Origin of the sequence: Diplocloster hominis (genome assembly GCF_032380655.1) — a bacterium.
Lineage (GTDB): Bacteria > Bacillota > Clostridia > Lachnospirales > Lachnospiraceae > Diplocloster > Diplocloster hominis.
Map to the genome: position 1 here is coordinate 1 of NZ_JAWDIY010000044.1, position 22,512 is coordinate 22,512.

Annotated in this window: 22 protein-coding genes and 1 other annotated feature; of the genes, 13 read left to right on the forward strand and 9 right to left on the reverse strand. The window is 50.2% G+C overall.

Annotation, left to right across the window (positions count from 1 at the left end):
• The first annotated feature begins 254 nt into the window (after positions 1–254).
• Positions 255–1,052 carry a MerR family transcriptional regulator gene (locus ABC831_RS23490; RefSeq protein ID WP_343250505.1) on the forward strand — a complete coding sequence of 266 codons (798 nt, stop codon included), beginning with the start codon at positions 255–257 and terminating at the stop codon, positions 1,050–1,052.
• Positions 1,053–1,068: 16 nt separating this feature from the next.
• On the opposite strand, the gene ABC831_RS23495 is transcribed toward ABC831_RS23490, so the two are convergent.
• Together ABC831_RS23495 and ABC831_RS23500 are read right to left on the reverse strand one after the other, a co-directional pair.
• Positions 1,069–1,800 carry an amino acid ABC transporter ATP-binding protein gene (locus tag ABC831_RS23495; protein ID WP_343250506.1) on the reverse strand — a complete coding sequence of 244 codons (732 nt, stop codon included), beginning with the start codon at positions 1,798–1,800 and terminating at the stop codon, positions 1,069–1,071.
• A complete protein-coding gene (locus ABC831_RS23500; protein WP_343250507.1) occupies positions 1,790–2,446 on the reverse strand; it encodes an amino acid ABC transporter permease in 657 nt (218 codons plus the stop codon). Before ABC831_RS23500 ends, ABC831_RS23495 begins: the two co-directional genes overlap by 11 nt.
• A 200-nt stretch (positions 2,447–2,646) precedes the next feature.
• On the opposite strand from ABC831_RS23500, the gene ABC831_RS23505 reads away from it, so the two are divergent.
• On the forward strand, positions 2,647–3,840 hold the full coding sequence (locus ABC831_RS23505; RefSeq protein ID WP_343250508.1) for an amidohydrolase: 1,194 nt from the start codon (positions 2,647–2,649) through the stop codon (positions 3,838–3,840).
• Between the two features lie 58 nt (positions 3,841–3,898).
• Here ABC831_RS23505 and ABC831_RS23510 read toward each other — a convergent pair whose 3' ends face one another.
• Positions 3,899–4,318 carry a YjdF family protein gene (locus ABC831_RS23510; protein ID WP_343250509.1) on the reverse strand — a complete coding sequence of 140 codons (420 nt, stop codon included), beginning with the start codon at positions 4,316–4,318 and terminating at the stop codon, positions 3,899–3,901.
• A gap of 391 nt (positions 4,319–4,709) precedes the next feature.
• Here ABC831_RS23510 and ABC831_RS23515 point away from each other — a divergent pair, with 391 nt between their 5' ends.
• Positions 4,710–5,282: a hypothetical protein gene (locus tag ABC831_RS23515; RefSeq protein WP_343250510.1), complete on the forward strand. Its 573-nt coding sequence runs from the start codon at positions 4,710–4,712 to the stop codon at positions 5,280–5,282.
• 151 nt (positions 5,283–5,433) lie between these two features.
• Positions 5,434–6,468: an ArsR family transcriptional regulator gene (locus ABC831_RS23520; protein WP_343250511.1), complete on the forward strand. Its 1,035-nt coding sequence runs from the start codon at positions 5,434–5,436 to the stop codon at positions 6,466–6,468.
• 182 nt (positions 6,469–6,650) lie between these two features.
• Here the strand turns inward: ABC831_RS23520 and ABC831_RS23525 are convergent, their stop codons facing one another.
• Positions 6,651–6,920, reverse strand: a complete 270-nt coding sequence (locus ABC831_RS23525; RefSeq protein WP_343250512.1) for a hypothetical protein — start codon at positions 6,918–6,920, stop codon at positions 6,651–6,653.
• A gap of 35 nt (positions 6,921–6,955) precedes the next feature.
• Entirely contained in the window at positions 6,956–7,120 is a 165-nt protein-coding gene (locus ABC831_RS23530) for a hypothetical protein (protein ID WP_343250513.1), read from the reverse strand.
• Positions 7,121–7,251: 131 nt separating this feature from the next.
• On the opposite strand from ABC831_RS23530, the gene ABC831_RS23535 reads away from it, so the two are divergent.
• The 9 genes from ABC831_RS23535 (at position 7,252) to ABC831_RS23575 (ending at position 18,189) form a co-directional block, all read left to right on the forward strand.
• A complete protein-coding gene (locus ABC831_RS23535; RefSeq protein WP_343250514.1) occupies positions 7,252–8,946 on the forward strand; it encodes an ABC transporter ATP-binding protein in 1,695 nt (564 codons plus the stop codon).
• 1,046 nt (positions 8,947–9,992) lie between these two features.
• Positions 9,993–10,243, forward strand: a binding site (T-box leader).
• An 87-nt stretch (positions 10,244–10,330) separates the two neighbouring features.
• A complete protein-coding gene (gene trpE, locus ABC831_RS23540) occupies positions 10,331–11,815 on the forward strand; it encodes an anthranilate synthase component I (RefSeq protein ID WP_425524620.1) in 1,485 nt (494 codons plus the stop codon).
• Positions 11,799–12,395, forward strand: coding sequence for an anthranilate synthase component II (locus ABC831_RS23545; protein WP_343250515.1), 597 nt, complete (start codon positions 11,799–11,801; stop codon positions 12,393–12,395). The genes trpE and ABC831_RS23545 overlap by 17 nt, the downstream gene beginning before the upstream one ends.
• Before the next feature lie 153 nt (positions 12,396–12,548).
• Positions 12,549–13,559, forward strand: a complete 1,011-nt coding sequence (trpD, locus tag ABC831_RS23550; protein WP_343250516.1) for an anthranilate phosphoribosyltransferase — start codon at positions 12,549–12,551, stop codon at positions 13,557–13,559.
• 91 nt (positions 13,560–13,650) lie between these two features.
• Complete coding sequence (gene trpC, locus ABC831_RS23555) at positions 13,651–14,496, forward strand: indole-3-glycerol phosphate synthase TrpC (protein WP_343250517.1); 846 nt, start codon at positions 13,651–13,653, stop codon at positions 14,494–14,496.
• The gene (locus tag ABC831_RS23560; protein ID WP_343250518.1) at positions 14,493–15,116 is read left to right on the forward strand and encodes a phosphoribosylanthranilate isomerase; all 624 of its coding nucleotides are present in this window, start codon (positions 14,493–14,495) and stop codon (positions 15,114–15,116) included. The genes trpC and ABC831_RS23560 overlap by 4 nt, the downstream gene beginning before the upstream one ends.
• Positions 15,117–15,252: 136 nt before the next feature.
• Positions 15,253–16,437, forward strand: a complete 1,185-nt coding sequence (gene trpB / locus ABC831_RS23565) for a tryptophan synthase subunit beta (RefSeq protein WP_343250519.1) — start codon at positions 15,253–15,255, stop codon at positions 16,435–16,437.
• Entirely contained in the window at positions 16,430–17,221 is a 792-nt protein-coding gene (gene trpA, locus ABC831_RS23570) for a tryptophan synthase subunit alpha (RefSeq protein WP_343250520.1), read from the forward strand. Before trpB ends, trpA begins: the two co-directional genes overlap by 8 nt.
• A gap of 170 nt (positions 17,222–17,391) precedes the next feature.
• On the forward strand, positions 17,392–18,189 hold the full coding sequence (locus ABC831_RS23575) for a transporter substrate-binding domain-containing protein (RefSeq protein ID WP_343250521.1): 798 nt from the start codon (positions 17,392–17,394) through the stop codon (positions 18,187–18,189).
• A gap of 97 nt (positions 18,190–18,286) precedes the next feature.
• Here the strand turns inward: ABC831_RS23575 and ABC831_RS23580 are convergent, their stop codons facing one another.
• The 4 genes from ABC831_RS23580 to ABC831_RS23595 all read right to left on the reverse strand — a co-directional run bounded on the left by ABC831_RS23580 (position 18,287) and on the right by ABC831_RS23595 (position 22,501).
• On the reverse strand, positions 18,287–19,372 hold the full coding sequence (locus tag ABC831_RS23580) for an NUDIX domain-containing protein (protein ID WP_343250522.1): 1,086 nt from the start codon (positions 19,370–19,372) through the stop codon (positions 18,287–18,289).
• Positions 19,373–19,660: 288 nt separating this feature from the next.
• Positions 19,661–20,470 carry a beta-phosphoglucomutase gene (gene pgmB / locus ABC831_RS23585; protein ID WP_343250523.1) on the reverse strand — a complete coding sequence of 270 codons (810 nt, stop codon included), beginning with the start codon at positions 20,468–20,470 and terminating at the stop codon, positions 19,661–19,663.
• A 148-nt stretch (positions 20,471–20,618) separates the two neighbouring features.
• Entirely contained in the window at positions 20,619–21,797 is a 1,179-nt protein-coding gene (locus ABC831_RS23590) for a lactonase family protein (protein WP_343250524.1), read from the reverse strand.
• Positions 21,794–22,501, reverse strand: coding sequence for an MBL fold metallo-hydrolase (locus ABC831_RS23595; protein ID WP_343250525.1), 708 nt, complete (start codon positions 22,499–22,501; stop codon positions 21,794–21,796). The genes ABC831_RS23590 and ABC831_RS23595 overlap by 4 nt, the downstream gene beginning before the upstream one ends.
• Positions 22,502–22,512 lie beyond the last annotated feature (11 nt).

Consider the following 22,512-nt stretch of genomic DNA (forward strand, 5'->3'; position numbering starts at 1 on the left):
CGAGCCGTCCTGTGGCGAGTTTGTTCCGGGCCCTGCCAATAAGAGGTTCTCCCGTCTTCGGAGTTAGCCGTTCTTAGGTCCGGCCGAAGTGATTTGGCCCCGCGAGATTTGCTGCCCGGTTCCCCAAGACACGCCGCTTCCCTTCAGCCCGGACCTCAGTATCAAAATCCCCATTTACTAAAGTTGGCCGTGAACCGTAACTAAAATGTAACTCAAGACTGTCCGCTCCGCCCCCCCCAAAAAAGGAAAAAGCCATGTACAACCAAAACCTATTTACCGCCGGCCAGTTTGCCCGGCTCCATCACATCAACAAAAGGACCCTCCATTATTATGATCAAATCGGTCTGTTTTCCCCGGCTTACAAGGGTAAAAACAACTACCGCTACTATACCTATCAGCAGAGCCCGGAGTTGGAAATGATTCTCACATTCCGAGACCTGGGTATGTCGATTGAAGAAATCCTCCGCTACCGTTCCCAGAGTTCACCGGAACTGCTGGACCATATCCTCTGTACAAAGATAACGGACATCGACGACACGATACGCAAATTACAGGAAATAAGGAATCTGCTGATGAAACGCAAAGGCCAGCTGGCCTATTGCAGCGATTGTGATTTGGAGGCGATATCCATCGTGGAGTGTCCGGAGGAATTCCTTCTGATCGATCCCTGCATTCCCGGGGAATCTGATAAACTGACGATGATGGAACAGGTAACAGAACTGCCGGGGCGGATATTCGGAAATGGCTGCGGAACCATGTTATCTGTCCGTAAGATACTGGCTCATGAATTTGAGACGGACGATTATTTCTTTGTCCGGCTGCCGCGGTTTATCCCGAATGTGGAATGTCATAAGAAGCCAGCCGGAAAATACCTCCGTGCGTTCTGTGTCGGAGAATGGGACAGGATACCGGATACCTATATCCGAATGGAACAGTATGCCCATCGGGAAGGAATCCGATTAGAGGGATATTCTTATGAGGAGGGCCTGAATGAGATGGTGCTTCGGGACATGGGAGAATATATCACACAGATCTCTATCCTCTGTAAGTAATGGGGGACCCCTGCGCTCATAACACTTTATTCAGAAAATCAATGGTCCTTGGATTCTGCGGATGTTCGAAAATCTGTTCCGGCGTACCTTCTTCCACGATATATCCGCCGTCCATAAAGATCACCCGGTCAGATACTTCTCTGGCGAAACCCATCTCATGGGTGACTACCACCATGGTCATACCGTCTGCGGCCAGTTGTTTCATGACCTGAAGCACCTCTCCCACCATTTCCGGGTCCAGGGCGCTGGTGGGTTCGTCAAACAGCATGATATCCGGGTCCATGGCCAGAGCCCGGGCGATGGCGACCCTCTGTTTCTGTCCGCCGGAGAGCTGCGCAGGATAGACATGGGCTTTGTCCGCCAGGCCTACCATTTCCAGAAGCTGCTCGCCTCTTATTCCCGCTTCCTCTCTGGTTTTCCTTTTGAGCTCCACAGGGGCCAGCATGATATTTTCCAATACGGTCTTATGGGGGAACAGGTTAAAATGCTGAAAAACCATCCCGATATTTTCCCGCACCGTATTGATATCCGTCTGCGGGTCCGTGATCGGGAAGCCATCGATGACTACCGTCCCGTCCGTGATCTGTTCCAGCCGGTTCAGACATCTTAAAAAAGTGGATTTTCCGGAACCGGACGGGCCGATCAGGCACACCACTTCTCCCTCTTCGATCTCCACGTCCATGCCCTTTAACACTTCCAGATCCCCGAAAGACTTGACCAGTCCTTTCACCGATACTTTATTTTGCATAGGTCATCCTCCTCTCGATGGCTTTCGCGATCTTTGACAGAACCGTAATAACGATCAGATACATAAGCGCCACAATCAGCCACATGCGGAAAGCTTCAAAGTTCCGGGCGATAATCGCCTTGGCTACTTTGATCAGGTCCGCGTAGCCGATGACAGACAGGATCGACGTGTCCTTCAGTGTGATTATGAATTGATTGATGATAGACGGGATCATGGTGCGGATGGCCTGGGGGAGCACCACTTTGCGCATGGCCTTGCCGTATGGCAGCCCCAGACTCCTGGCGGCCTCCATCTGCCCCCGGTCCACGGACTGGATTCCTCCCCGGACGATCTCCGCCATGTAGGCTCCTGCGTTCAGGCTCAGGACGATCAGGCTGGCCTGAAAGATGGAGATATTCACTCCGAATCCCTGGGGGATACCGAAATATACGAAGAACGCCAGTACTAAAACCGGAATTCCCCGTATACCATCAACGTAGACAGAAGACAGAATATGCCATATCTTTCCTCTGGCTACTTTCATCATTCCAAAGATCAGTCCCAGTACCGTAGCCAGGATCAGGGACCAGAAGGTGAGCAGCAGTGTCCGTCCCATTCCTTCCAGCAGCCGGGTATAATTTTCCGTTATCAATTCCAGAATCGTCATTTCTCGTTCCCTTTCTTCTCTTCGTAAATATAAAGGCTTTTGATACAATTCTTCTCATTTTTAACGGAAATGATACAAGAATTATGTCCTGCATCTTTCCTGTATCTATGGCGCTTTCACGGTAATCCCGGCGTATCCATGCATAAATTCCCTTACTGCTGTCATAATAAAGCTGATAGATAGAAAGCGAGGAGAAATCTATGCTGTTGATACAAAATGGTAAAATCTGGACAATGGCAGGCAAAAATTACGATTCCGGATGTATTCTGATCGAAAATGGAAAAATTAAAGAAATCGCTGAGCGGATCGAGCCTCCCGATGTTCCGGATCTTGCGGTTATTGACGCGGCCGGCGCGGTCGTAATGCCCGGCATGATAGAGGCTCACTGCCATATCGGAATTATAGAAGAAAAAAAAGGCGCTGAGGGTGATGACTGTAACGAGGCTACCAACCCTGTTACTCCATGGCTGAGGGCCATTGACGCCGTCAATCCGATGGATGCGGCTTTTGACGACACCGCAGCAGCCGGCATAACCGCCGTACAGGTCGGTCCTGGGAGCGCCAATGTGGTGGGCGGCCAGTTTATGGTCATGAAAACCAAGGGCAGCCGCAGAATCGACGACCTGGTCGTCAAAAGTCCGTCGGCCATGAAAATAGCCTTTGGAGAGAATCCGAAGGTCTGCTACGGTGATATGAGCCAGATCCCCTCCACCCGTATGGCGATCGCCGGACTTCTCAGGGAAGAACTGTTTAAGGCCCGCCAATATCAGCAGGAAAAAGAAAAAGGTGATCTTGAGAAGGAAGACTTCCGCATGGAGTGCTGGCTTCCGGTACTGCGTAAAGAGATACCGCTGAAAGCCCATGTCCACCGGGTAGATGATATCCTGACCGCTATCCGCATTGCTAAGGAATTTAATCTGGCCCTCACTCTGGACCACTGCACGGAAGGCCACCTGATCGCCGGGGAAATAAAAGAATCCGGCTTTCCGGCCATCGTGGGCCCTGAGCTGACCACCCGCTCCAAGATCGAGGTACAATATATGGACTTTAAAACTGTCGGCTGCCTTCAAGAGCACGGTGTATTGGCGGCCATCACCACCGACCATCCCGTCTCGCTGATCCAGTACCTTCCCCTCTGCGCAGGTCTTGCCGTAAAAAAAGGCCTCCCCATGGAGGAAGGATTAAAAGCCATTACGATCAACGCAGCCAGGATCTGTGGTGTGGATGACCGCATGGGCAGCCTGGAGCCGGGAAAGGATGCCGATATCGCCATCTTTGACGGAAATCCTCTGGAAATATTTACCTCCTGCCTGTACACCCTGATCAACGGAAGAATCGTTTACCAAAAAGACAACCCCGAAGATCTCCCGGCAGATCAAAAGCCGGTAACCTGAATCAATCAGGTCCGGCTTTTGGAATCGGGCATATCCTGTTTCTACATCAGGCATTCTTTCAATGCCCTTTCTGTTTTTCTTTCTGCTTTGTGCGATGCTTTTCAAAACGGCGGTCTTTTTCCTCCTCTTTCCGGCTGCGTGTTACCGCCCTGCGTTCCAGCTTATTTTGCTCCCTCATAAGAGCCAGCGCCTGCTGGGCTTTGGTCCCGGTACCGGCCGATCTTTGCTCTTTTGAGATCGTGCGCTTCACCCGTTTGGGATTCCGGGGCATCTGCTTAAAACCGTCCGACGGCAGGGATGGGCTGAACCGCAGGCTTCTAAAGTTCTGGAGCAGAAACGCGTACACCTCATAATCTTTTGGCTCCGCCCCGAAGGTGATCTTACACACCTCATATCTGCCGCTGCTGATCCGCTCATATAACGCGGCCCAGAAAGGGTCCTCGAAAAACACCGTGAATCTGGTTTCCGTTTTGTCCATCACGACTCCTCCTTACATAAATTTTGAATCGCAAAGAACGGACGACCTAAGGAGGAAGGTTACTGACAGCGGTCTCACTGATCTCTTCCGCTGCGCCCGGACTACCTACCGGGACTGTGTTTTTATCTTCGCAGTTAAATTGTAACATATGGATACTTATTATGCTACCATCTGTTCTTTTCGAATCTTTATTCGAATCTTTATTTTTCTCGATCCAAAGCTATATTTGCCTTGTTTCAGAGCTTTCTTTTTCTCAGCTCTGCCTCAGCTTCTCCCTTCATTTGCCTCAAATATTGGATGCATTTTTTTCAATGAATTGCACAAACATATTTACACAGAGCAAATTTTTGACTAAGATAAAAACAGGGAGATTTATGAGGAGGAATTGCATATGATAAAACGTGTGTGTGTAGCGGCACTTCTGGTGCTGGCTACAGTATTTGTGTACGGCTGCAGCAGTCCCAAACCGCCGGTAATCAAGATCGGCGGCACGACCTTTATACCAGGCCGGATGACCATGCGTGAACTAAAGGACAATGTGGAACTGATCGACTCACCAGTCTGCAGTCGTGTCCCTGAATTAGGCGCAATGCAGTATGTGAACCTGCTTCCCATCGGTAAGGGGAATATATCCTATGGTACCGTCACTCTCATCAATCACACAGAGGAAAAATGTCCGATTGAAGATTGTGAGATCTACGGAATCACCATACAGATGGAAAGTTCTGACAGACAGAACACGGAGCCAGAGCCCGAACCGATCGATATAACGGTAAATGATGTGAATCTGTTTGAGCTGGATCACGATGAAACGGTCAGGCTGTTCGGCAAGCCGGATCTGTCAGAGGATTCGAACCTCCATTATCGTGTGGGTGATGTAAATTATACCTTCTGTGTCAGCGGCCAGACCGGAACGATCCGTTCATTTACTGTGGAGAAAGATTTTTCCAATCAGATGAGATAATATATCCCATCTCTTCCTATTGTGCCGTCCCCACTTTTAAATCTGTTATTTTATCAGGAAAACTTATGGAGCTGCCCTGCGCGGCATCACCCGAAGGGGCATACAAGAGTGGGATGCCTGAAAGGTGAGAAATAGTTAACGGAGGAATTCTATGGACACCATACTGAAAAATGAGCTGGACCCCCTTTTTGAAATACTGGGTTTGTTATATCTATGTCATAATGCCGTCTGGAAAGAAGAGGCCATCAAATCACTGGATGAGTATGGACTCAAGGGGGAAGAATTTTTCCAGGCTCATATGAAAATACTGGAGACATACGTAGATACATTTAAAAAATATAAGACAGACGGATCGGAAGATTCTTTCTTTTTTGAACAGGTATCTGATGCTTCCTTTCATCTTCTGGTCGCCATGGCCATAGAAAACCGTTATTACTATGAGCATCCCGATGAAATAGACTGTATCCGGCTGCGGGGCTGTCTGGCGTACCTCATAGAAGATCCCCAGGATCATCCACATCTTCCGGATGAAAAAGATCTGCCCCAATTACCGGATGAACTAGCGATTCTGCAATTTCTGGATACCGCAGATATCAAAACCGAAGAGAAATGGCATACACTGGAGCTTTTGAGAAAGCCTGATTACTGGTTGACCTGCCTTTTTGACACCGTCAGGGCTAACACGGATGCGTATAACAGGGCCATAGACGCTGTCAAAAAACCTCTGGAAAAACTATTGAAACGCACCGCCGTATACAAAGACCCCCAATTTTTAAAGATCGCCGGAACCTGCGCAGACACTCCCACCATCTATATCTCACTTGTGGCCCCCATGGCTCTGTTAGTCCTGTATACCCATGGTTACCAGGGCATCCTGCTTGAGGCCCTCAAGTCGGAAGATGACACCGGCAGTTATTCCAGTGAAACAGTCATTCGACAAGCAAAATCTTTAAGCGACAAGAGTAAACTGGATATCCTGTGTATTTTGAAAAATACAAGTATGTATAATCTGGAATTAGCGGAGGCCCTCGGACTGTCGCCATCCACCACCTCCCATCACATGAATGCCCTGCTCAGCTGTGGGTTTGTGACCGTCGAGAAAAAGGAGGGTAAAGTGTATTACTGTCTTGAAAAAGAAAATATCGCCCAGTTTCTGTCTATACTGGAGCGTATGTTGTTATCCTGATAATAAATATAAGACATTCCCTTTTTAATAATGATCGTTTAGCAGGAAATCAGCAACGTACATAGTTTTGATTCCTCATGATTGCTGCCCGCAAATGCATCTGTTCGCAGACATACTTAGGATAGTTATCCCGAAAATCAAGTAACCTGGCGTATTCTCATTTTTAGTTCCAGGGGAACCGATCACTGGGGCACTTGAATATCCAGCTTCTTTTCCTGCTTAATGGCAATGAAATCTATTTCAGCGTTATCCAATATTCCAACGTATACTTCATATCCGCGGCACAGCAATTCAAGACAAATGATATTTTCCAGCATGGCCGCTGCACTGTTCGCTGAATATCCCAGCACGCTGTATCGCAGCGCCGTGTCTGAGGTAGTGTAAACTTTCTCCCATGACTTTACTTCCTGAATTTCATACAAAATAAGATCATACAGAAAAAGGTCATACAAAAAAAGATAGATCTTGCCCTTCAAAACAAATTCTGCTACAAGTGTGCAAATAACACTTTCTCTGTCTTTATATCCTCATATTCCAAAGAATCATAGAAAGAATGCAATATTTGTTCGCCATTAATACCCCGATCTTTCATTTCATCTATCATCATTTTTAAAATATCATCAGTTTTTAAGGATATAACTGCAAACTTCAAGTCGATTATCTCATCATAACATCAATACATTATATTCATCGAATTTATTTGACTTATATCTAATTCTATGATATTTTATCATCATAAAATATATTCTATAAATATAAAATAAAAGAAAGGATTTAGACAGAATGAAACTGTATAAAAGAAAAGACCGGCTGCTCCTACTTGGGGCCATGCTGCTGGGAGGAATATCCGCAGCCCTGTCCGCCTTTATTTCCATTCTTCTGCAGCGAATCATCGATGTAGCTTCCGCAAAAGATATGGGGGCCTTCCGCGATCTCATCGCGTTTACCCTAATCTACCTGGCCGTACTGGGCATCATCGGTTATCTGGAAGCCTACTGTACGAAACTAATGATCAGAAATGTGACAAAGCATCTGCGCGCGGACATCTTTGCAGGAGTGATGAACCAGGCTCCACCCGAATATACCTCCAGGAATACCGCCGGATACCTGTCCGCGCTCATAAACGATGTAAAGATGGTTGAAGAGAATCACCTCATCCCGCTTCTGCTCTGCTCCCAACTGATCATCATGTTCCTGACAACCCTGGGGATATTATTCTACCTAAGTCCCCTTGTCACAGCAATCCTGTTTTTCTTTCTCATTCTCATGTTCGCAGTTCCCTCGCTGCTGGGCAGACGAATGCAAAAAAAACAGGATGCCTACTCGGAAAAGCTGTCCGAATTCACAGCAAAGACAAAAGACTTCCTGAATGGCTACGAAGTGATCCGCAGCTACTCCATGCTTCCATACATAATCCGTAAATACTCCCAAAGCAACGAAGAGACAGCCGGCAAAAAATTCGCAGCTGATCGGCTGCTGGCCGCAAACGAATGTTTTTCGGACATCCTCTCCATTCTAAGTGTGATTTCCATCGTATTTGCAGCCTCATATCTGATGCTGACCGAAAAAATAACGATGGGAACCCTCATGGCACTCATCCAGTTAAGCAGCACCTTTGTGGCCCCTGTCGTAATGCTGATGCAGAATGTCCCCAAGATCACCGGCATCAAACCCGTATTAGAACGCCTGGAAGAACTATCTTCCACCCACTCCACAGTTCCTGAGGCTTCCCTGACCAAATCCGCCGCCCATCCCACCGGTAACGCTCCATCATCCGGCTGCATCGCCCCCACCTGTGATCCCCCATCTGGCCCCATACCTTTCAACCGTGACCTCATCTGTAAAAATCTAACCTTCGGCTACAGCAGCGACAGGCCAGTACTGCAAAACCTCCAATTTAAAATAGAGGCGCAGGGCAAATACGCGCTTCTGGGTGACAGCGGCTGTGGTAAAACAACCTTAATAAAACTGCTGACCGGCTATACAACAAATTTTAGCGGCGACATCCTCTACGACGGAAAATCCATAAAAAGCCTCTCCCAGGAACAACTAAACCACCTAACCGCCGTCATCCATCAAAACGTCTTTCTATTTGACACGGACATCTATGAGAACATCTGTCTCGGAGCCTCCTTCTCCCAACAGCAGATGAACCAAGCCATACAGGAAAGCGGCCTGTCCCAGTTCCTCTCCGGCCTTGAAAAAGGCCTGCGCACCCAGGTAGGTGAAAACGGCCAGAATCTATCCGGCGGCCAAAGGCAGCGAATCGCCCTTGCAAGGGCCCTGATCCGCCGCACTCCCATTCTGATCATCGACGAAGGCACCTCCGCCGTGGACCAGAAAACCGCCCATGAGATTGAAAAAAGCCTGCTCTCCCAAAAATCCCTCACGATCCTTACGATCACGCACCACCCGGACGAATCCCTGCTCCAACACTACGACCATATTTACCATTTGCAAAACGGATGTATTAATTGAGAGGGGCAGCTCTGATGGAGAGGGCCGGGCCTGATGGAGAGGGCCGGCCCTGATGGATCTCCGCTGTGGGAGGTTCCCCGGCTCTGGGGCCGCAGCAATTCGCATCTCAGAAAAAGCAACCTCATAAACAGCTACAGGAGCCTCTGAAAGCAGTGAGAATGTCGGCGTGTGAGCCTCCATTCTCACTTGAGTCTCCTTCCGCTATTCGGCCATGCTTTTTCTGAGATGCGAATTGCTGCGGCCCCAGAGCCGGGGAACCTCCCACAGCGGAGATCCATCAGGCCCTACTCTAATTCAAGCGATGGAGAAATTCAACAAAAGCCCTACTCTATTTCAAGCGATGGAGGGATTCAACAACCGCCCTACTCTAATTTAAGCGATGGAGAAATTCAACAACAGCCCTACTCTATTTTAAGCGATGGAGAAACTCAACAACAGCCCTACTCTATTTCACGCGATGGAGGATTTCAACAACCGCCATACTCTAATTCACGCGATGGAGGGATTCAACAGCATTGCATAGATTATATAGCTATATGGCTATATGGATAGATTGAATTTTTTTTATATATTAAATAATAAATCTCTACACTATTTGATAAGGTACTAATTTTGGGCTAACAAGATCCAACTTATCCAACTTATACACCCAATTATCAGCCCATTACCCCCTCTGCCCATTTTAAAGCAGGGCCTGACGGGACCAGGAGGTGGGAGTGCCCCTTAAGCCGGCTTCCCTTGCCCCGGGTGCCGCTGCAATTCGTATCCCCGAAAAAGCATGGCCGAATAGCGGAGGGAGACTCAAGTGAGGATGGAGGCTCACACGCCGACGTCCTCACTGTTTTCAGAGGCTCCTGTAGCTGTTTATGAGGTTGCTTTTTCGGGGATACGAATTGCAAGCGGCACCCGGGGCAAGGGAAGCCGGCTTAAGGGGCGCTCCCACCTCCTGGTCCCGTCAGGCCCGGCCCTTAACCCAACCACCCAGATAGAAGAAAAAAATGATTGACAAATACAACCCGGGTCAGTATACTTTAAGCAATTAGAGTTAGAAACCATTGACCAGGAAGAGTAGAACTTGGAGAGGCTTTACAGAGAACCGCGGGGGCTGAGAACGCGGTATGCCGGAAGAGATTCGAATGGGCCTGGGAGGGCTTGAGCGAAAGCGGTGTGCCAGTAGCTTGGGACGGGTTCCCCATCCGTTATCAACGGGGTGCATATGATAGTATGTAACAGAGCGGGTGTCACATAAAGACATCAATCAGGGTGGTATCGCAGAAGCGCAGCTTTTGTCCCTTTCTTTTAGAGGGATAGAGGCTTTTTTTTATGGTTATGAGCACTTATCGGCTGGATTGGGGATAACCCTTGATAAAGGAGTGAATGATCTATGGATAAAATGAATCTCACTTATGAAGAAACTAAAACTTATCAGGCAGAATATGATCTGGTGCCGCTGTGCAGGGAGATCTATGCGGATGTCATTACTCCCATAAATCTGCTGAAAAAGCTTACACTGCTGGACCAGAACGTTTTCCTGCTGGAAAGCGTGGAGGGTGGGGAACAATGGGGACGGTACTCCTTTCTGGGGTATCAGCCGCTGATGCATGTCACCTGCAAGCACGGGGAAACCCGGATTAAAAGCGGGGAAATCGAACTGAGGAGAACAGGCCGCCCCATGGAAATTCTGCGGGAACTTTTGTCCGAATACCGGGCGCCTTTCATCGAAGGCCTGCCGACGTTTACCGGGGGATTCGTGGGTTATTTCTCTTATGAGATGATCGCCTATGCGGAACCCAGACTCAAGATCAAGAACAGCGGATTCCAGGATCTGGATCTGATGCTGTTTGATCAAGTGATTGCCTTTGATCATCTCCGCCAGAAGATCTGTGTCATCGTAAATGCAAAACTGAAAGATCAGGAACAGGGGTACCGCAGGGCAGCACTTCAGATCGATCAGCTGGTCCATATGATCTGCGGTCCCATGCCGGCGGAAAGCCAAAAGGAACCGGCGCCTGACATCCCCCGGTTCGTCTGCAGTACATCCCGGGATGACTATCTGCGTATGGTGGAAAAGACGAAGCATTACACTCGGGAGGGCGATATCTTTCAGGGCGTCATTTCCAGAAAATTCACGGCGGATTACAGGGGAAGCCTGCTGAATATGTACCGGGTACTGCGCACTACGAATCCATCTCCCTACATGTATTTTATACAGACCGATTCCCTGCAGATCGCGGGGGCCTCTCCGGAAACCCTGATCAAACTGGTGGATAAAAAACTGACCACCTTCCCGGTGGCAGGAACCAGACCCAGAGGCAGGACCAGGGAGGAGGATGAACGGCTGGAAAAAGAATTGCTGGCTGATGAAAAAGAGCGCTCCGAGCACAATATGCTGGTGGATCTGGCCCGGAATGACGTAGGTAAGGTGGCTGCCTTCGGTAGTGTCCATGTGGAGGATTACATGAAGATACACCGATTCTCCAAGGTGATGCATATCGCATCGGTGGTCTGCGGTACGCTGGATGAGGGGAAGGATGGATGTGACACCATAGAAGCCCTCCTTCCGGCCGGGACCCTCTCCGGCGCTCCAAAATTCCGGGCCTGTGAAATCATCGATGAACTGGAACCGGAAGCCAGAGGGATCTATGGCGGTGCCATTGGATACCTTGATTTTTCCGGCAGCCTGGATGTATGCATCGCGATCCGGACCGCGGTTAAAAAAGACGGTAAAGTGTATGTGCAGGCCGGGGCCGGGATCGTGGCGGACAGTGTTCCGCAGCTGGAGTATGAAGAATGTGCCAATAAGGCCCAGGCTGTGATGGATGCCCTGCAAAGGGCCGGGGAGGTGACTGAATATGATTTTGCTCATTGATAACTATGACAGTTTTTCCTATAACCTGGTTCAGCTGGTGGGAAGTCTGACAAATGAGGAGATCCGCGTGATATGGAACGATGCGTGGACAGTAGAGGAAATACAAAAAGCTGCCCCCTCCCACATTCTCCTGTCCCCCGGCCCCGGAAGGCCGAAGGACGCCGGTGTCTGTGAAGAAACCGTGCGCAGATTAAAGGGCAGGATTCCCATACTGGGTGTCTGCCTGGGGCATCAGGGGATCTGTGAGGCGTTGGGCGCGACTATCACCTATGCCCCTAAACTGATGCACGGTAAGCAGAGCCTGATACAGGTAGATACACAGAATCCGTTGTTCGCGGGTCTTCCGGAGGAGATCCGGGTGGCCCGGTATCACTCTCTGGTCGCGGACCCCGACACCCTTCCGGAAGAGCTTCAGATCATCGCCCGGACGCAGGAGCAGGATGTTATGGCGGTCTGTCACAGGGAATATCCCGTATACGGCCTGCAGTTTCATCCGGAGTCTGTGCTTACGCCGGACGGCGCGGTGATTATGAAGAATTTTCTTAAACCCGCACACTGTCATGACAGAGTTTCTGCTTAATAAAGGATATTGAATATGTAACATTTGGTATTATATTTCCAATAGCTGTTGGATTCAGTATTATATAACCCTCAAATACGAAATGATCAATCACTGTGTTATTCACAATATATATCTCTTTTGTTAAATCTAATAAAATCGGAGGAAAAAAACATGATTAAAGAAGCAATCTACAAACTGGTGAACAATGAAGATTTATCCTATGAAATGGCGGAACAGGTGATGGACGAAATCATGGACGGGGAAGCTTCCCAGATCCATATGGGCGCATTCCTGACGGCCCTGCGCATGAAAGGGGAAACCATCGACGAGATCACCGCCTGCGCGGCCGGAATGCGTAAGCACTGTACCCGGCTGCTCCATGATATGGATGTATTGGAGATCGTGGGAACCGGCGGCGACGAAGCCAATACCTTTAACATTTCCACGGTCACTTCCCTGGTAGTATCCGCCGCGGGCATTCCGGTGGCCAAACATGGGAACCGCAGCGTATCCAGCAAATGCGGCGCCGCTGACGTACTGGAGGCTCTGGGTGTCAATATTGAGATCAGCCCGGCCCAGAGCGCGGAGATTTTAAAGGAAATCAACCTGTGCTTTATGTTTGCCCAGAAATATCACTCGGCCATGCGCTTTGTGGCGCCGGTCCGCAAGGAGCTGGGTATCCGAACCGTATTTAACATCCTGGGCCCCCTGGCCAATCCCGCCGGCGCGAACTTCGAGCTTCTGGGTGTCTATGAGGAATCCCTGGTGGAGCCGTTAGCTCAGGTACTGCTGAAATTAGGTGTCAAACGGGCCATGGTGGTATACGGCCAGGACGGTCTGGACGAAATTTCACTGAGCGCGCCCACTACCTGTTGTGAGCTGAGGGACGGCGTGGTAAAATGTTATATGATAAAGCCCGAGCAATACGGTTTTGCTATGTGTGAGAAACAGGATATGGTCGGCGGCAACCCCCAGGAGAACGCCCGGATCGCCCGCGATATCTTAAGCGGCGAAAAGGGACCGAAACGGGACGCCGTGCTGCTGAACTCCGCTGCCTGCATTTACATGACCAGGAATGATGTCACTATGGAGCAGGCGGTAACTATAGCTGCCGATATCATAGACAGCAAAAAAGCGCTGGAACAGCTGAATCGTTTCGTGGAGTTATCCAACTCCATCTGATGTCCGGACTGCTCCGGCACTCCCTCCTGACAGTATCATGACTGGCTGGATGGAGCGCCGGGAATAGAATAAAAACCAGGAGATTACAGACATGATATTAGATACAATCGCAGAGGCAACAGCCCTGCGGGTGGCGGAGCAGAAAAAGCAAATACCGCCGAAAGTAATGGAGGAAGCTGCCATTCGGCTGGCGAAGACACAGCGCCGCTGCTTCCCATTTGAACAGGCCCTGGGCCGGCGGAATATCAATTTTATCTGTGAGGTAAAAAAAGCATCCCCATCAAAGGGGATCATCGCGGAAGATTTTCCCTATGTCCGGATCGCCCGGGAATATGAGCAGGCGGGGGCGGCAGCCATCTCCGTATTGACGGAGCCCCGGTTCTTTTTGGGAAAGGACGAATATCTGGAAGAAATCGTAAACGCGGTCCAGATTCCTGTCCTGAGAAAAGATTTTACCATTGATCCTTACCAGATCTACCAGGCCAAAACTCTGGGAGCCTCTGCCGTACTGCTGATCTGCGCCCTTCTGGAGCAGCCGGTTCTTAAGGAATATCTGGAAATCTGTCAGATGCTGGGGCTGTCGGCTCTGGTGGAAGCCCATGATGAACAGGAAATCCAATCCGCGGCAGACGCCGGAGCCCGCATCATTGGGGTGAACAACCGGAATCTGAAGACCTTCGATGTGGATATCCAAAACAGCAGGAAGCTGCGGGCCCTGGTTCCGGAATCCATAATCTTCGTGGCGGAGAGCGGGATACGTACGGCTGACGACGTGCAGGCTTTAAGAGAGGCCGGAGTCCATGCCGTACTGATCGGGGAAACCCTGATGCGAAGCCCTGACAAACATAAAATGCTGCAAACTCTTCGGGGAGACAGACTATTTCAGGGGGAACGCTTATTTCGGGAAGAAAACTCATTTCGGGAGGAACGCTTATGACGAAAGTAAAAATATGCGGCCTGCGTACCCCCGAAGATATCGGCTATGTAAATCAGTTAAAACCGGATTATGCCGGATTTGTATTCGCCCCCGGCAAACGGCAGGTCAGCCTTCTGCTGGCGATCCGAATGCGGGTCAGACTGGCCCCTCAGATTCAGGCGGTAGGTGTGTTCGTCAACGAACCCCTGGAAACGGTAGCAGCGCTTAGCAGGCAGAAAATTATCGATATCGTTCAGCTTCACGGGGATGAGGACGCCTCTTATATAAGCAGGCTGAAAGAAAAGATATCGGCTCCGATTATCCGGGCGGTCCGGGTTCAGAGTAAAGAACAGGTTCTGGAAGCTGAAAAGCTGCCCTGCGATTATCTTCTTCTGGATACTTTCGTGGAAGGACAGTACGGCGGCAGCGGTAAGCAGTTCGATCCTTCCCTGATTCCGGAGCAGCTGCAAAAACCTTACTTTCTGGCCGGCGGCCTGGATGAGCAAAATGTGCGTGAGATCCTAAGCCGGTGTAAGCCCTTTGGCGTAGATGTCAGCAGCGGAGTGGAAACAAACGGCTATAAAGATTTCGATAAAATCAGCCGGTTTCTCACAGCCGTCAGGGAGACGTGTGAAGGATGAGAACATGTACAATATTTTAATATAGAATACCTTATGGAGCGTCGAACGCCGCGCCCCTGCCCGAAGGGCATGCATTAAGGGATGCTGCGGCGTTTGACTTTAACCGCCCATGACGGCGGTAGAATGGAGATCGCAAATGAAAAAGGGAAGATATGGAGATTACGGCGGACAGTATATTCCGGAAACGCTGATGAACGCGGTAATCGAACTGGAAGAAGCTTATGAGCATTACAAAAATGATCCGGAATTTAATCAGGAGCTGAATGACCTGCTGAAAAACTATGCCGGCCGGCCCTCGCTTTTATATTATGCCGAAAAGATGACCAAGGATCTGGGCGGCGCGAAAATCTATCTGAAGCGGGAAGATTTAAACCATACCGGATCTCATAAAATCAACAATGTGCTGGGACAGGTGCTTCTGGCCAAAAAAATGGGGAAAACCCGTGTGATCGCGGAGACCGGAGCCGGACAGCACGGAGTGGCTACCGCTACAGCGGCCGCACTGATGGGTATGGACTGTGAGATCTTCATGGGCAAGGAGGATACGGACCGGCAGGTGTTAAACGTCTACCGGATGGAACTGCTCGGCGCGAAGGTGCACGCGGTCACCAGCGGAACACAGACGCTAAAGGACGCGGTCAATGAGACCATGCGGGAATGGACCAGAAGAGTGGATGATACCCTCTATGTATTAGGCTCCGTGATGGGGCCTCATCCCTTCCCCATGATCGTACGGGATTTCCAGTCGGTCATCGGCCGGGAGATCCGTCAGCAGCTGCTTAAACGGGAAGGCAGGCTGCCCGACGCCGTGCTGGCGTGTGTGGGAGGCGGCAGCAATGCCATGGGCGCTTTCTATGAGTTTATTCCCGAGACTTCCGTCCGGCTGATCGGCTGTGAGGCCGCGGGTCTGGGCGTGGATACGGATCAGCATGCCGCCACCATCGCCAAGGGGACCAAGGGCATTTTCCATGGAATGAAATCCATCTTCTGTCAGGATGAGTATGGGCAGATCGCTCCGGTCTATTCCATCTCGGCAGGGCTTGACTATCCCGGGATCGGTCCGGAGCACGCGATGCTGCATGAGACCGGGCGGGCGGAGTATGTGCCGGTCACAGACGAGGAAGCGGTGCAGGCGTTCGAATATCTTTCGAGAACCGAGGGAATCATTCCCGCGGTAGAAAGCGCCCATGCCGTAGCCTATGCCAGAAAACTGGCGCCGGCCATGAAACCGGAACAGATCATCGTCGTCAATCTGTCCGGACGCGGGGACAAGGATGTGGCGGCCATCGCCAGATACAGGGGGGTGCAGATCTATGAGTAGAATATCACAGGCATTTCAGAATGGAAAAGCATTTATCGCATTTATTACCGGAGGAGATCCGGATCTGGAAACTACAGAAGAGCTGATCTGTGCCATGGAGCAGGCCGGCGCGGACTTAATCGAGATCGGAATTCCCTTCTCTGATCCCACCGCGGAAGGCATCGTAATCCAGGAAGCCAACGCACGAGCGCTGGCGGCGGGCTGCACGACGGACAGGCTCTTTGAGATGATAGCCAGGGTGCGGCAGCGGACACAGATCCCGCTGGTGTTTTTGACCTATATGAACCCTATCTATACCTATGGAAAACAGCGGTTTTTCAGCCAATGCCGGGAGACCGGGATCGACGGGGTGATTATACCGGATCTGCCGTATGAGGAAAAGGAAGAGGTGGCCCCCATCTGTGCAGAATATGGGGTGGATCTGGTACCGCTGATCGCCCCTACTTCCCATGAGCGGATCGCCATGATCGCGAAAGAGGCAGAAGGGTTTATCTACTGTGTGTCCTCACTGGGGGTTACCGGTGTTCGCTCGGAGATCCGGACAGATATCGGCGCTATGGTGCGGCTGGTGAAGTCCGTTACCGATATTCCCTGTGCTGTGGGCTTCGGGATATCGACCCCGGAACAGGCGGCTAAGATGGCAGCTGTTTCAGATGGAGCCATCGTTGGAAGCGCGATCGTAAAGCTGGTGGCCAAGTATGGTAAAGATTGCATCGAAGCCGTGAGTCATTATGTGCGTTCTATGAAAGAGGCCGTGACGGGGCTGGATGATTTTACAAGTTGACTTAAGGCCGCCGGCTGTGATAAGCTTAACCGGCATGAGAGAACGAACGAAATGACAATAGAAACGGATGGAAAATGCAGATTTCCGATTCGTATAAATCACAAAAGAGAACATGGGCATGCCTGCCTTTGTTCTCTTTTCTTTAATTTTCTATAATGGAGGATAAGCTTATGATAAAAAAAATTATGTTATTAGCCGCGGCCTGTCTGACTGCTCTGGTGTTAACTGCCTGCGCATCGGATCAGAATTCGAATCAGGGGACTCCCCCTGCCGCCGAAAAGGTTCCTTCCACGGAATCCGGCTCTTTCCGGATTGCCACCGACACTACCTTCTCCCCTTTTGAATTCGAGGATGTAGATGGGAATTTTACCGGGATCGATGTGGATCTTCTGAATGCGATCGCAGAGGACCAGGGATTTACCTTTGAACTGCAGAGCCTGGGGTTTGACGCGGCCGTGACCGCCCTGGAGTCCGGGCAGGCGGACGGTGTCATCGCAGGCATGAGTATCACCCCGGACAGGCAGGCAAAATTTGATTTTTCCGATCCGTATTTTGACTCCGGTATCGTCATGGCCGTAGCTAAGGATTCGTCCGTGGATTCTTATGAAAAACTGCAAGGCCAGACTGTAGCGGTAAAAAATGGTACGGAGGGCGCTGCTTACGCGGAATCCATCGCGGATACCTACGGCTTCACGATCACTGTATTCGATGATTCCTCAAGTATGTACCAGGATGTCCTGGCCGGCAGCTCGGCTGCCTGCTTTGAGGATTATCCGGTCATCGGTTACGCCATCAGCCAGGGAATGAACATTCAGATGGTCGGCGGGAAACAGGCCGGAAATTCTTATGGGTTCGCGGTAAAAAAAGGGCAGAAGGAAGAACTGCTGAATTACTTTAACCAGGGGCTCCGTAATCTGAAAGAAAACGGGATCTACCAGGAAATCCTGGACCGCTATATCGTGGAATAACCGAATACGACCAGAAAAAGGGTGTCCCAAAAGTATTGTTTCGCGTACCATTGTCAGCCTATACAATACTTATGGGGCACCCTCTTATTATTGATTCTCACCTGTCCAAAGAGGACAGATACTTCTCCAGCATATCCAGCTCGTCTGTTAAGATGCAGTGATTCAGTGTTTTCTCTTCAATCCCCTGCCGTATATCCCTTATATCCATCCACACCACCTGCTCCACTTCCTCTTCCTGCAGCGAGAGCTGATCAGGCTCCAGGCTTTTTTCCAGCAGATACACCGCACTGATTTCATGATTCCTGAACGGTCTGCCATAGAATTCCCGCTCCACCCTGGACTCATACATTCCCAGGAAATGCAGTTCCTCCGTATCAGCGTGTATACCCAGTTCCTCACCGAGTTCCCGCACGGCTGACGAGGCATAATCATTCCCCGCCGGGATATGGCCTGCGGAAGAGATATCATAGCAGCCCGGGAACGCGTCTTTTCCGCACGCCCGCTTCTGCAGCAGCAGATCAAAACTCTGGTCCGTATTATTCTGGTCTGCATGGCCCTGGTCTGCATGACTCTGGCCTGCATGGCCCTGATCTGCATGCTTTCTGTAGATCCATACATGGGAGGTCCCGTGTAAATCCCCATCCCGGTGGATCAGAGTGCGCTCTCTTACCCTTCCTGTAACAGTACCATCCGGATTACGGATATCGATTAATTCCATGGCCCTTCCATCCAGAACGGCTTCTTTTAGCACATTGTTCTCATACTTTAGCTTCAGCGAAAAGAACGGATGCCCCTCCCGGATCAAATTCAGGAAAATATGATCCCCTTCCCACAGATTCAGCTGTTCCACCTCCTGCTTCGGGACCCATTCCAAAACCCCTTCCTCGCAGGGGATCATGTCCCCCTCGAACGCATCTGCCGTAAACAAGCACAGATATTCCGGCGGATAGTCATCTGAGAGAAAGGTCACGATCCCCCGGAACTGATAGGATGTAAGTATCAGTCCAGTCTCTTCTTCCGCCTCGCGCAGCAGACATTCTTCCGGACTTTCCCCCTGTTCAAAATGTCCGCCGATTCCAATCCACTTATCCTTGTTCACATCATTTTTCTTTACAATCCGGTGCAGCATCAGATAGCTATCATCTTTTTCTATGTAGCAAAGTGTAGTCAAACAACTTTTCATAGTCTCCTCCAGTGCCGCGTTTACTGCGGCTTTAAATTCAGGTATGCGTCCTACGCATTTCCTCCAGTGCCGCATTTACTGCGGCATCGCTCAGGTATGATGCCAGATCTTCTATTTTACTAACACCAATAGAACCAGTATACTGCATTTACAGGCAAAAATAAAGTAACCTAGCTGGTTGCATGTAATAAAAAAGGATACGGCTATACCTCCGTACCCATCAAATCGATTATTTTTTTATGTTTTTCATATAGACATCGAACTTCAGACGCATTATCTGCAGATTGCTTAATAATCAGAAACCTCTGAAGCAAGAGCAGCGGATTCTCCCTGTACCGCCGCCTCAAAATAATCCAATACCTGCTGCACGTCCAGTCCCTCTGTTCCCTGGTACTGTAGATCCGGGGCCACTGACGTCACCGTGACATGGATACCCACAGATCGCATTTGCGCCGACCGTATAGCTTCGATTCCGGCCTGTGAATCCTCGAAACCTATGCAGGAATGCGGCTGGACCCCCAGATTCCTGCAGCAGTCCAGGAACACCTCCGGGTCAGGCTTCGTTCTGGCGATCTTCCCGGCATCCGCAATGTAATCAAAGAGCGGTTTGATTCCCAGCCGGTCCAGTACCGTATCCGCATTGCGGCTGGCTGAAGCCACCGCCAACAAAATCTCTCTGTTCCTGGCTTCCTTCAGAAATTCTTCGATTCCAGGTAAAATGTCTTTAGCCGTAATATTTTTCAAGAGATTCTGGTATATCCTGTTTTTGACACAGGTAATCTGCTCTTTCTCCTGTTCGTTAAAACGCTGTCCTGCCTGATTGATCTCCAGTATAATTTCCAGGGAACGTAGCCGGCTGACACCTTTCAACCGCTCATTGTCACTGCGGTCGAAAAACAGTCCGTATTCATCAGCGATCTTTTTCCATGCCTGGTAATGATATTCCGCAGTATCTGTCAGCACTCCGTCCAGATCGAAAATAAACGCTCTTATCAGACTCTCTTTGCTATTTTCTTTGCTATTTTCTTCACTACTCTCTTTGCTGCTTTCTCTGCTGTTCCAACTACTGCTTTCCCTCCCGCTGTTCAATATATCCACTTCCCTTCCATCTCCTACTCATTTTCCACCCGTCAAAAGGATTCTCCGCTCTATCATTTCTCTATGCATATCTAATGCATTTCCATATATATTTCCCTTTCCACCCTCACGATTCCACCACATATGTGTTCCTTCTCAGCATTACAACCTATATGACAAGCATATCCATCACCGCCAGGCGTGGGATATTTCTGATTATTGTTTTTTCCTGAACCGGTAATCCTGTGCAGACATTGAGCCGGATTCTATCTATCGTTTCCGTATCCTGGAACACGATATAGAGATCTCCTCCCTCCACCAGTATCTGCCTGGGATTCGCTCCTGCCAGCCGGTGGTAATGAGGTATCCCCATCTCTCCAGTTTCCGGATTAAGGGGACAGACCGCGAGAACATCTGCGGTCCTGGTCAGCGTGTACAGGAAACGATGATCGGAACCGACAGCCACAGCTACTGGATGGGGATATTGAAAAGAGGTGACCGGTTCCTGACAATGAACTAATTCCTTCTCCGGTACAGTAAGCCATTCCTGTACCGGTCTATCCCCGGTGCAGGCCAGCACCCTTGGCATGATCTCCCCGATCACATAACAGCTGGACAGGACGTTTACCGCCGTGGCATTTCTGGGGCCATATCCCTTGGGAATCCGGATCTCTCCCTGTCTGCAGATCTTCCAATTCTTCTCATCGATCCGGAAGATGGAGACCTGGTCGGTGCCCCGCTCCGGAACCAGATATTCTGTCCGTTCCATACCGCAGCACAGGGAGTGGGGTGAGGCCGTATCCTGGAAAAACGGGATCTCTCCCACCCCGGTAAACGGATAGAAGTCTCTGGGTTCGGTTAGATTCCCCCTATCATCTCTCTCATAGAGTACCAGCGTGGCCGCATCGAATACATCCCTGGTCCGGATTGAGCCGTCCCGGTCAACGAATACCCCGCACACGGGAGTCCTGTTGGAACCGTGGTTCAGTACCAGCGCATATTGTCCCGACAGCTTCAGATCCAGGGGGAACGCACCGCAGGAATTCACCTGTCCTCCCAGGCTGAGCATCCCTGACTCCCGGTCAATCCAGAACCAAAGCACCCGTCCGCCTGGTTCTTCCAGATGGAACCGTGAGATTTCCAGGCAGGCATACAACACAAATTTTTCTGTATCGACACAAAGGGCACTGATACTATACTCCATGGGAACACGTTGGATCTGCTTCCATTCCCCGTCCGCTTCCCCTAAATGAGTCACCGTATATTCATAAACGCAGACAGCCGTCTCCCCCGGCTCATTGTATGCTTGTGCCCAGTTTCCCGTATAGATAAACTTTTTCTTACTCATAAAAGTAAAGTCCCTTTTCCCAGTTCATACGCCATGAGCAGCGCCCGCCTGCATACATCCGGTCCATACACCAGATGGTAATGACCGGGACACAGGATATCCTCATGCAGCCCGGATGCCATTTCCAAGGAGTTCAGATAATCCTGTCCGGAAAAATCGGGAGCCCCCGTCCAGGCCAGCAGCACCTTTATATCATCTTCCGGCGCCGCCGGTTCGACAGCCAGAAAGTCTCCCATAAATAATATCTTCTTGCCGTGAATACTGGCCTCATACATCATCGAACCCCGGCTGTGACCCGGAACGTGATATGCCCTGATCTTTACATCCCCAAAGGACAGCTCCTGTCCGTCCTCCAGGACTTCATCCACCTTACAGGGTCTGAACTCCCGGCCGAACAGGTATCCGATACAGTTCCTGTCTCCCGCTTCCATAGCCTTCGCATCTTTAGGCCCTGCCAATATACGTGAACCCAGTTCCCTGGCCCTCCAGGCATTCCCCGCATGATCAAAATGACAGTGGGTGAACAGGGTATGGGTGACCGGAAGTCCGTGAAGCCCCCAGAACCGGAGCATCTGCTCCATCTTCTCCCACTGGAGGTCGGAGAATCCCGCATCGATCAGTATCAGCTGTTCTCCTGCCCGAATGACGTAACTGTTGGAATTCGTCGCCAGCGGTACCCCGCTTAGCTGATATACATCTGTCATAATCTGCATAT

Excerpts from the sequence above, each read along its gene's own strand:
- ABC831_RS23490 (WP_343250505.1), top strand. The coding sequence starts at position 255 with ATGTACAACCAAAACCTATTTACCGCCGGCCAGTTTGCCCGGCTCCAT.
- ABC831_RS23495 (WP_343250506.1), bottom strand. The coding sequence starts at position 1,800 with ATGCAAAATAAAGTATCGGTGAAAGGACTGGTCAAGTCTTTCGGGGAT.
- ABC831_RS23500 (WP_343250507.1), bottom strand. The coding sequence starts at position 2,446 with ATGACGATTCTGGAATTGATAACGGAAAATTATACCCGGCTGCTGGAA.
- ABC831_RS23505 (WP_343250508.1), top strand. The coding sequence starts at position 2,647 with ATGCTGTTGATACAAAATGGTAAAATCTGGACAATGGCAGGCAAAAAT.
- ABC831_RS23510 (WP_343250509.1), bottom strand. The coding sequence starts at position 4,318 with ATGGACAAAACGGAAACCAGATTCACGGTGTTTTTCGAGGACCCTTTC.
- ABC831_RS23515 (WP_343250510.1), top strand. The coding sequence starts at position 4,710 with ATGATAAAACGTGTGTGTGTAGCGGCACTTCTGGTGCTGGCTACAGTA.
- ABC831_RS23520 (WP_343250511.1), top strand. The coding sequence starts at position 5,434 with ATGGACACCATACTGAAAAATGAGCTGGACCCCCTTTTTGAAATACTG.
- ABC831_RS23535 (WP_343250514.1), top strand. The coding sequence starts at position 7,252 with ATGAAACTGTATAAAAGAAAAGACCGGCTGCTCCTACTTGGGGCCATG.
- trpE (WP_425524620.1), top strand. The coding sequence starts at position 10,331 with ATGGATAAAATGAATCTCACTTATGAAGAAACTAAAACTTATCAGGCA.
- ABC831_RS23545 (WP_343250515.1), top strand. The coding sequence starts at position 11,799 with ATGATTTTGCTCATTGATAACTATGACAGTTTTTCCTATAACCTGGTT.
- trpD (WP_343250516.1), top strand. The coding sequence starts at position 12,549 with ATGATTAAAGAAGCAATCTACAAACTGGTGAACAATGAAGATTTATCC.
- trpC (WP_343250517.1), top strand. The coding sequence starts at position 13,651 with ATGATATTAGATACAATCGCAGAGGCAACAGCCCTGCGGGTGGCGGAG.
- ABC831_RS23560 (WP_343250518.1), top strand. The coding sequence starts at position 14,493 with ATGACGAAAGTAAAAATATGCGGCCTGCGTACCCCCGAAGATATCGGC.
- trpB (WP_343250519.1), top strand. The coding sequence starts at position 15,253 with ATGAAAAAGGGAAGATATGGAGATTACGGCGGACAGTATATTCCGGAA.
- trpA (WP_343250520.1), top strand. The coding sequence starts at position 16,430 with ATGAGTAGAATATCACAGGCATTTCAGAATGGAAAAGCATTTATCGCA.
- ABC831_RS23575 (WP_343250521.1), top strand. The coding sequence starts at position 17,392 with ATGATAAAAAAAATTATGTTATTAGCCGCGGCCTGTCTGACTGCTCTG.
- ABC831_RS23580 (WP_343250522.1), bottom strand. The coding sequence starts at position 19,372 with ATGAAAAGTTGTTTGACTACACTTTGCTACATAGAAAAAGATGATAGC.
- ABC831_RS23590 (WP_343250524.1), bottom strand. The coding sequence starts at position 21,797 with ATGAGTAAGAAAAAGTTTATCTATACGGGAAACTGGGCACAAGCATAC.
- ABC831_RS23595 (WP_343250525.1), bottom strand. The coding sequence starts at position 22,501 with ATGACAGATGTATATCAGCTAAGCGGGGTACCGCTGGCGACGAATTCC.